Below are 6865 nucleotides of genomic sequence, written 5' to 3' on the forward strand. Positions count from 1 at the left end.
GGAGAGGTGTAATGATGGGTTTCTTTGATAATCATGGGTTAAGTTATCGGCAGAAGAAAGCATTGGAAAGCGACCGGACAACAGATTTATTGGGTATAGAAAATGCAAAAAAAGAAGCTAAAATACCTGAAGTTGAACAGAATAAAATAATTGAACGTTCTTTAAAATATGGTTTGGAAGCCGCTCCATCAGTAGGTGATCGGACTATATCCACATTCACCAGAGAAGCAAGACCTCCCCAGGCAGGCATACCCACTTTCTTAAGAACCCCATTTCTTGAAGATGTGCGCAGAGTTGGCGAATATGATGTAGCATTTATGGGAATTCCATTTGATATTGGTACAACATACCGCTCAGGAACAAGATTTGGTCCGGAAGCATTAAGGAAAATCTCAAAGCTTTATAATACGTACAGCTATGAACTTGGTGTAGATCTAAAGGAATCGTTAAAAATGTGCGATTTAGGAGATGTATTCACAATCGCCAATATTGAAAAAACCTTCGATCAAATATACAAAGCGGTATCTCATGTATTTGCACAGGGAACATTTCCCGTCATGCTTGGCGGCGATCATTCCATTGGATATCCTTGTTTACGTGCGATCGCTGACAATGTGGATGGAAAAGTGGGTATTATCCATATGGATCGGCATCTGGATCTCCAGGAAAAAGATATGGATGAGAGAATGCATACAACACCGTGGTTCCATGCAACGAATATTCCGAATGCACCACCTGAAAACCTCGTTCAAGTCGGCATTGGCGGTTGGCAGGTTCCAAGAGAAGCTGTAAAAAATGTGCGTAAATTTGACACAACAGTAATCACCATCGGGGATATTGAAAGGCTCGGTGTCGACAGGGCTGCTGACATTGCACTGGAAAGGGCTTGGCGCGGAGGAGCAAAAGCGGTTTACTTAAGTGTGGATATTGATTCCTTTGACAGTGGCTTTGTTCCCGGAACCGGCTGGCCGGAACCTGGTGGATTCTTGCCAAGAGAAGGTTTGCAGTTTATTGGAAAAGTCGCAAGTGAAGGGGTGTGCGGATTGGAATTGGTTGAAGTATCCCCGCCCTATGATGTCAGTGATCAGACTGCATTACTCGGAATCCGGGTTATTTCCGATGTACTCGGTTATATGGTAAAGGAAGGAAAACTGGGCAAACAATTTGCATAAAATGCTATATTAATCCCCATTACGCTAGTAGTGGGGTTTCCCAATGGCAGGAATGATGTATGAAAACAACTGTTATGAGAGTAAAGCAATAGATTTATTCTTTCGGATGAGCGTAGATTTTTTGAGAAGATGATGCTGCTGTAAAGAATATATGATTTCTTTCCAAGCAAAGGAACTTCAGGAAGATTACTTATCTAAAAAAGGAGCCGGTGGAATGAATGCGATAGAGCTTATCAATGTAACATACCGATATGACAATGAAGAAACAGATGTATTAAATAATTTATCGCTGAAAATCCCTCTCGGCAAAAAAGTAGCTTTGCTAGGCCCCAATGGTGCGGGAAAATCGACTTTGCTTCACCACTTAAACGGGTTAAAGCTTCCCTCCAAAGGCATTGTAAAAGTCATGGACAATCCGCTTACCAAAAAAACAGCTCCTGCCATACGCCGGCAGGTTGGACTGGTTTTCCAGGACCCCGACGACCAGGTGTTTTCAAGTACTGTATGGGATGATGTTGCATTTGGTCCACGCAATATGAATATGGCAAAAGAAGAAATTGAGCAAGTATGCAGTGCAGCCTTGGGAAATGTGGGAATGCTGGAGCATAAAGGGAAAGCCCCTTATCATTTAAGCTATGGTCAAAAAAAGCGAGTAGCTATAGCAGGAATTCTGGCAATGAGACCGGATATTGTTATATTGGATGAGCCTATGGCATTTCTTGACCCTGCAGGCCAGGACGAAGTTGCCGGCCTATTGCAGGGATTAAATTATATGGGGAAAACAATACTGTTATCCACCCATGATGTCAATTTTGCCGCTTCCTGGGCCGATATGGTCGTTTTGCTCCAGGAAGGGGAAGTTCTTGCAGCAGGGGATACCAAGCTTCTGGTCAATGAGGAATACATAAAAAAAGCAAACCTTCACCTCCCTATCATTGCAAGAACTTTTAAAATGGTGCCTGAACTGGAAACGGAAAAGCTGCCGATTAATGAACAAGAAGCGTACCGATTTCTATTTAATCTGTTAAATGAAAAAGAAAATAAATATATCTATTAGCAGTTGTTTATCAGTTTAGAACAAAGTCGGAACTTGGTGGTGTTTATTTTGGCTAAATTTATGGACAAAAATAAATACGGGCTTGTTCTCTTTGACTCCACAAGCCCATTTAGAAAATTTAAGCAGCCAATCATCCTTCTTCGTTCTGTTCATCCGTCTTTTCTTTATTCATCATGGCATTCTCAAACTCCGCCGTATCCATCTCATTAAATGTAATCGGGTCATTTTCCTCGAGCAGCTTCTTTAACTCTTCAGCATCACTTAAAGCAGTTAAGCCAACCATTAGGTTCCCTGATAAATCCTGTACATGTAAATCCTGTATTTTATAATTGATGTTTTCAATGGTTAACGGCTTCATGTTTTCTACTTCCTCTTGTAATGCCTTATTCTCCTCCTCTAATTGGTGCAGCTTCTCATGTATTTGTTCCATACTTTTCAATATGGAATGGTAAATTTTCAGATCATAAGAGCTTTCCTTCTGCTGTGCGTGATTTTCCTGGGAAAAAGATTTTGGGGCATCCATATGTATGCTGGGAGTTTGCGGGTAATGAACATATGGATAATGAGGATAAAAGTAACGCCATTGATGATTCAATCATGTCACCACCTGTTAAAACTCATTTAATAATTCACGTCTGCTAGTCTTTGTGAAAAACAGGTAAATCCGGAACCTTTTCCAGTTCAGCTTCGGCTTCCTCCAGTTCTTTTTCTGTAAATTCCTCTTCTTCATAAGATTCACTTGGCATCCTAATCGAAGCGGATCTGTTCTTTAAAAAGACAGCCTTGCCTACATTTAAGGATCCCAGTGTACTAATCGAGTTTACATGAATGTTTCGGATTGTTATGTTCAGGTCCATCAACTGTCAGCCTTTCGTAAAAACTATGACATTCATTATTTCTGTAAAAAAAATAATACTAAATTCTAAACCTGCTTTTGCCCCTGGTCCTTTATATCGGGATCGGCCGCATAATTATAACTATTAAATTTTAAGGGACTTTGATTGGCATCTCCATTTTGGTAATAGCCAACATTCATTTTTACGTTCGCCTGATGTCCTTTATGCAATACATTTCCTAAATTAAGCGAACCATTATTGGCAATACTGTTCACCCGAATACCGAAAACGTTATTCACATGGGAAGATGCCATATATAAAGCCTCCTCTAATAGCCACTTGCTTCCTTTAAACATATTTATCAGTTCATATTATACAAGAAAATCCTTTTTAAACAGGTTAATATTCCCATTATATACTACACTTGGGATTGCGGCATATCAATCGCGTCAGGGTCATTGGAGATATTGGAATTGGCAAATTGCAATGGACTGAAGTTAGCGTCTCCTCCCTGTGTATAACCTGAGTTCATTTTCAAATTCGCCTGGTGTCCTTTGTGTGCCGCATTCCCATAGGAAATAGCTGCGTTATTTGAAACATTGTTTATGCGAATACCGAAGATATTATTAATAACAGGTATCATAAGCACCACCCTGTTTTGTATTTGTTACTTATTATATTCTTCCAAGCTGATTCTGTGCACGGGGACATTTACTTTTTGCTATGTCTAAATCTGTGCAGATGAATACATATATACAGAGCTATAAATTTAAAAAGGAGGCAATACTGATGAACTACTATTACACACCTGTCTACTGGGGGAAGTACTACAATCAGCCTGTACCGTACGATCCCAACCAAATGAGACGATGGCCCGCCGACACAGCGCTCCAGCCAAATGAAAGGAATTTACATGGACTAAAAGCCAAATATGAAAACGGAAACATTTGTGCGTTTGTTCCGGATGAAGATGCTTCCTATAGCCAATTGTCGATCTCACAGTGGCCGTCACAGGATTATCATTATCCGCATCCAAAAGGTTTCCTGCACACGGATCTTACAAAAGAACATGGGGCGTATTATCCGCAGCGTTGAGGTAGTGGGGCTATCTGCAATGTCATTTTAAAATTAATAAACCGATGAACAAATTAGATATTTTTCATCGGTTTATTATTTTTGATTTAAAGTAGTATTCTCTGTGTTGAAGTGCTTCATTTAATAATCTAGATTCCCGCAATGTAAAACGAGACAGTCTACAATTGTTGACACAGCAACATTCTTAACTCGTTACACAAAAATTATGTATAACGGGGATCTGCGTGTCTAAATCCCATCGCTATCCCTTTCCTCGCTATAAAATAGTGTTCCAGGGAACCCAGGTTAATAAGGTGTTATCTTGACTGGTTGCTCAACTAAAAGTAATTAAAATTAATTAAAGGAGGCGTTTTAAATGACAGTTGTTGAATCATTATCGTTGGATAAACAACAGCTACAGTATTTTACGAACAGGATTATAGAAAGGAGCCCTAACCTTTCTACTTTAAAAATGGATTTAAGTAATATGAAGGCTAATATAGTAGATTTCTCATTTTTAAATACAATAACAGAGGAATCTATGAATGAAACGCAAGGAAAACAATTCATTATTCCATTAAAGTTAGAAAATGGAATGGATGGAGAATTAGCATATACAGAAATAAATGGTGCTTCACTTTCTCATGTAGCTACTAAAACAAAAGACAATACTCTAATGGAAAAGTTCCAAAGAATTGCTTTTTCAAATAGTAATTTTAAAAAACTTCTGGATTATGTAGTAGAACAAAGGATACAATTTAAAAACCGAGGAAGAATATATCATTCAGCACGATAAATATCTAAGAGATGAACAAAATAAAAACTTTGACTGAAAAAACAGCAATGTATGCTATTCCTATATACCAGGACAAAAATCCTGTGGGAATACTAACTATTGATGATGATAAAAAGGTTCCAGTCATTGGAATAGGAAACGAAAGAACAATGGTGAATGATACTGGTGAAATTCTTACAATGCCAACAAATGCTTGTAGCATATCTTGGACACAATGTATGGGCAATTGTTTACCTGGGTTTGATACTTGGCAGGGATGTTTAATTTTCTTTTGTTCTTGTCTTACAGCTTGTTGTTCATGTACAAATCCACTATCTTGTATTGGATGTGCAGCCTGCTTATTTGTGGGAGTTTACTGCTTGTGGACTTGTAGAATGTGTGTACCGCATGCCGCAAGACCAGAAGAATGTCCAGTTTAATTATATTAAAGGTTAGAACCAGACCATTTTTATAATAAGTAGAGCTCTTCAAATAAATCCTTCAAGCAGCATACCATTAGTATGCTGCTTTTTTAGATAAGTATTGATTCGAAAAAATACTTACTTTAACAAAAATTCCCCAGAAATGTATAGTATACACTACATTTTGTATGTTATTATATACAAAGTGAGGTGAATATGGTTTGAAGAGATTGAAAATAAAAAACAACGTCCGGTATTTTCGGAGATTGCTTGATATGACTCAAGAAGAACTCTCAGAGGGAATAGGAGTACACAGGCAGACTATAATTGCTATAGAAAAGCAAAAACACAATCCTTCAATAGATGTTGTTTTATTATTAGCTTCTACCTTAAATAAATCTGTTGAAGAATTATTCTTTTTTGAAGAAAGTAAAGTTAATTAAGTTTATGGAGGGGTTTCATGCGTTTAAAAAAATGGCTGCATTTAATTATTTATGTGCTTTTTTTCTTATCATTTGGATATTTAAGCTACTCTGAATTTTCCGGTGATGGTAATTTTGGTTTTCTGATGGCAATATTATCCCTTTTTTATGCATATCAAATAATTCTTTTTTTAGTTGAAAAAAGAAAAGATGATTGGAATAGCAGCCAAATTGTTGTGGATCGTCGTATCTTTCGTACAATAACATCTTCCCTAGCTATATCATATGTTTACATTTTGATATTTCTGCTAATTGGAACAGTCGGATTATACAATGGTCTCTTTTCAATCCACCCTGCTAATATTATGTGGGGAGCAATCATTACAAGTTTGTTAGTTTTTATGTTTTCACAAATTGTCCAACGTTTAAAAAGTTAAAGTTAAACAAGTTAAACAAAATTTTATTTGTCTTTTTTATCACCAAAACAAATCGAAGGTATGCAAATCTCTAATGTATGTAACAACAATTGAAATAATTTAATCAATCCACACCATAAATTTCTTTTTCTTGTTAATTATGTAAAGCAACACTTTATTCCCTTCAATATAGGGGGGGATTTATTCAAATTCATCCAGATTAATTATTTACTTCCCTCCTGAGGTAATGTGCTAAATTTTTTGCATATTATAAGGGGGAGTTTTTTATGATGATACCATATTATTTTGGAAAGGATCTCTGGGGGTATGCTTTAAAGGGAAAAAATGATTATTTCCCAAGATATGAAAGGTGTCCTGGATACAAATTATCAAGATCGCGAAGATTTGGAACAAGAAATTAGATTAAAAATTATAGAAAAGTTATTTACAGTTGAGTTTAGAGAACCCCCTAACTTTTGGTGCTTTTTTAAGCCGATTTGATAGTAGAATAAAAGTTCAATTAATTTTTGTAAGATTCTATTGAAGTCATATCTAAAACCGGTTATTTTTAACGTAAATAGACAAACCTTATAAGTATTTTTGACATTGTTATAGGCTAATAGGAAAGACCTGCGGTAGTATGTCAAGTAAAAAATAAATAATTATTTATTTATCAAGGTGCAATTTGTTG

11 protein-coding genes are annotated in these 6865 nt (G+C 36.7%); 7 read left to right on the forward strand and 4 right to left on the reverse strand.

Going from position 1 to position 6865, the window contains the following annotated elements:
- Positions 1-11 precede the first annotated feature (11 nt).
- Both GHD25_RS04330 and GHD25_RS04335 read left to right on the forward strand, forming a co-directional pair.
- Positions 12-1172: an agmatinase family protein gene (locus tag GHD25_RS04330; RefSeq protein WP_240452212.1), complete on the forward strand. Its 1161-nt coding sequence runs from the start codon at positions 12-14 to the stop codon at positions 1170-1172.
- Positions 1173-1323: 151 nt separating this feature from the next.
- Positions 1324-2229, forward strand: a complete 906-nt coding sequence (locus tag GHD25_RS04335) for an ATP-binding cassette domain-containing protein (RefSeq protein WP_240452213.1) — start codon at positions 1324-1326, stop codon at positions 2227-2229.
- 130 nt (positions 2230-2359) lie between these two features.
- Here the strand turns inward: GHD25_RS04335 and GHD25_RS04340 are convergent, their stop codons facing one another.
- From GHD25_RS04340 to GHD25_RS04355, 4 genes are all read right to left on the reverse strand, one after another.
- Positions 2360-2824, reverse strand: coding sequence for a hypothetical protein (locus GHD25_RS04340; protein ID WP_164215125.1), 465 nt, complete (start codon positions 2822-2824; stop codon positions 2360-2362).
- A 43-nt stretch (positions 2825-2867) separates the two neighbouring features.
- Complete coding sequence (locus GHD25_RS04345; protein WP_164215126.1) at positions 2868-3086, reverse strand: hypothetical protein; 219 nt, start codon at positions 3084-3086, stop codon at positions 2868-2870.
- Positions 3087-3151: 65 nt separating this feature from the next.
- The gene (locus GHD25_RS04350) at positions 3152-3379 is read right to left on the reverse strand and encodes a spore germination protein (RefSeq protein WP_164215127.1); all 228 of its coding nucleotides are present in this window, start codon (positions 3377-3379) and stop codon (positions 3152-3154) included.
- Positions 3380-3483: 104 nt separating this feature from the next.
- Positions 3484-3708, reverse strand: coding sequence for a spore germination protein (locus tag GHD25_RS04355; protein WP_164215128.1), 225 nt, complete (start codon positions 3706-3708; stop codon positions 3484-3486).
- Between the two features lie 146 nt (positions 3709-3854).
- Between GHD25_RS04355 and GHD25_RS04360 the strand changes: the two genes are divergently transcribed.
- The 5 genes from GHD25_RS04360 (at position 3855) to GHD25_RS04380 (ending at position 6195) form a co-directional block, all read left to right on the forward strand.
- Positions 3855-4160 (forward strand): hypothetical protein, encoded by a 306-nt coding sequence (locus GHD25_RS04360; RefSeq protein ID WP_164215129.1) that lies wholly within the window; start codon positions 3855-3857, stop codon positions 4158-4160.
- A 355-nt stretch (positions 4161-4515) separates the two neighbouring features.
- Complete coding sequence (locus GHD25_RS04365) at positions 4516-4935, forward strand: hypothetical protein (protein WP_164215130.1); 420 nt, start codon at positions 4516-4518, stop codon at positions 4933-4935.
- 11 nt (positions 4936-4946) lie between these two features.
- The gene (locus GHD25_RS04370) at positions 4947-5354 is read left to right on the forward strand and encodes a hypothetical protein (protein WP_164215131.1); all 408 of its coding nucleotides are present in this window, start codon (positions 4947-4949) and stop codon (positions 5352-5354) included.
- Between the two features lie 212 nt (positions 5355-5566).
- A complete protein-coding gene (locus tag GHD25_RS04375) occupies positions 5567-5779 on the forward strand; it encodes a helix-turn-helix transcriptional regulator (protein ID WP_276207797.1) in 213 nt (70 codons plus the stop codon).
- 17 nt (positions 5780-5796) lie between these two features.
- Complete coding sequence (locus GHD25_RS04380) at positions 5797-6195, forward strand: hypothetical protein (RefSeq protein ID WP_164215133.1); 399 nt, start codon at positions 5797-5799, stop codon at positions 6193-6195.
- Positions 6196-6865: the final 670 nt, after the last annotated feature.

It is taken from the genome of Virgibacillus aidingensis (genome assembly GCF_010994035.1).
Lineage (GTDB): Bacteria > Bacillota > Bacilli > Bacillales > Amphibacillaceae > Virgibacillus_N.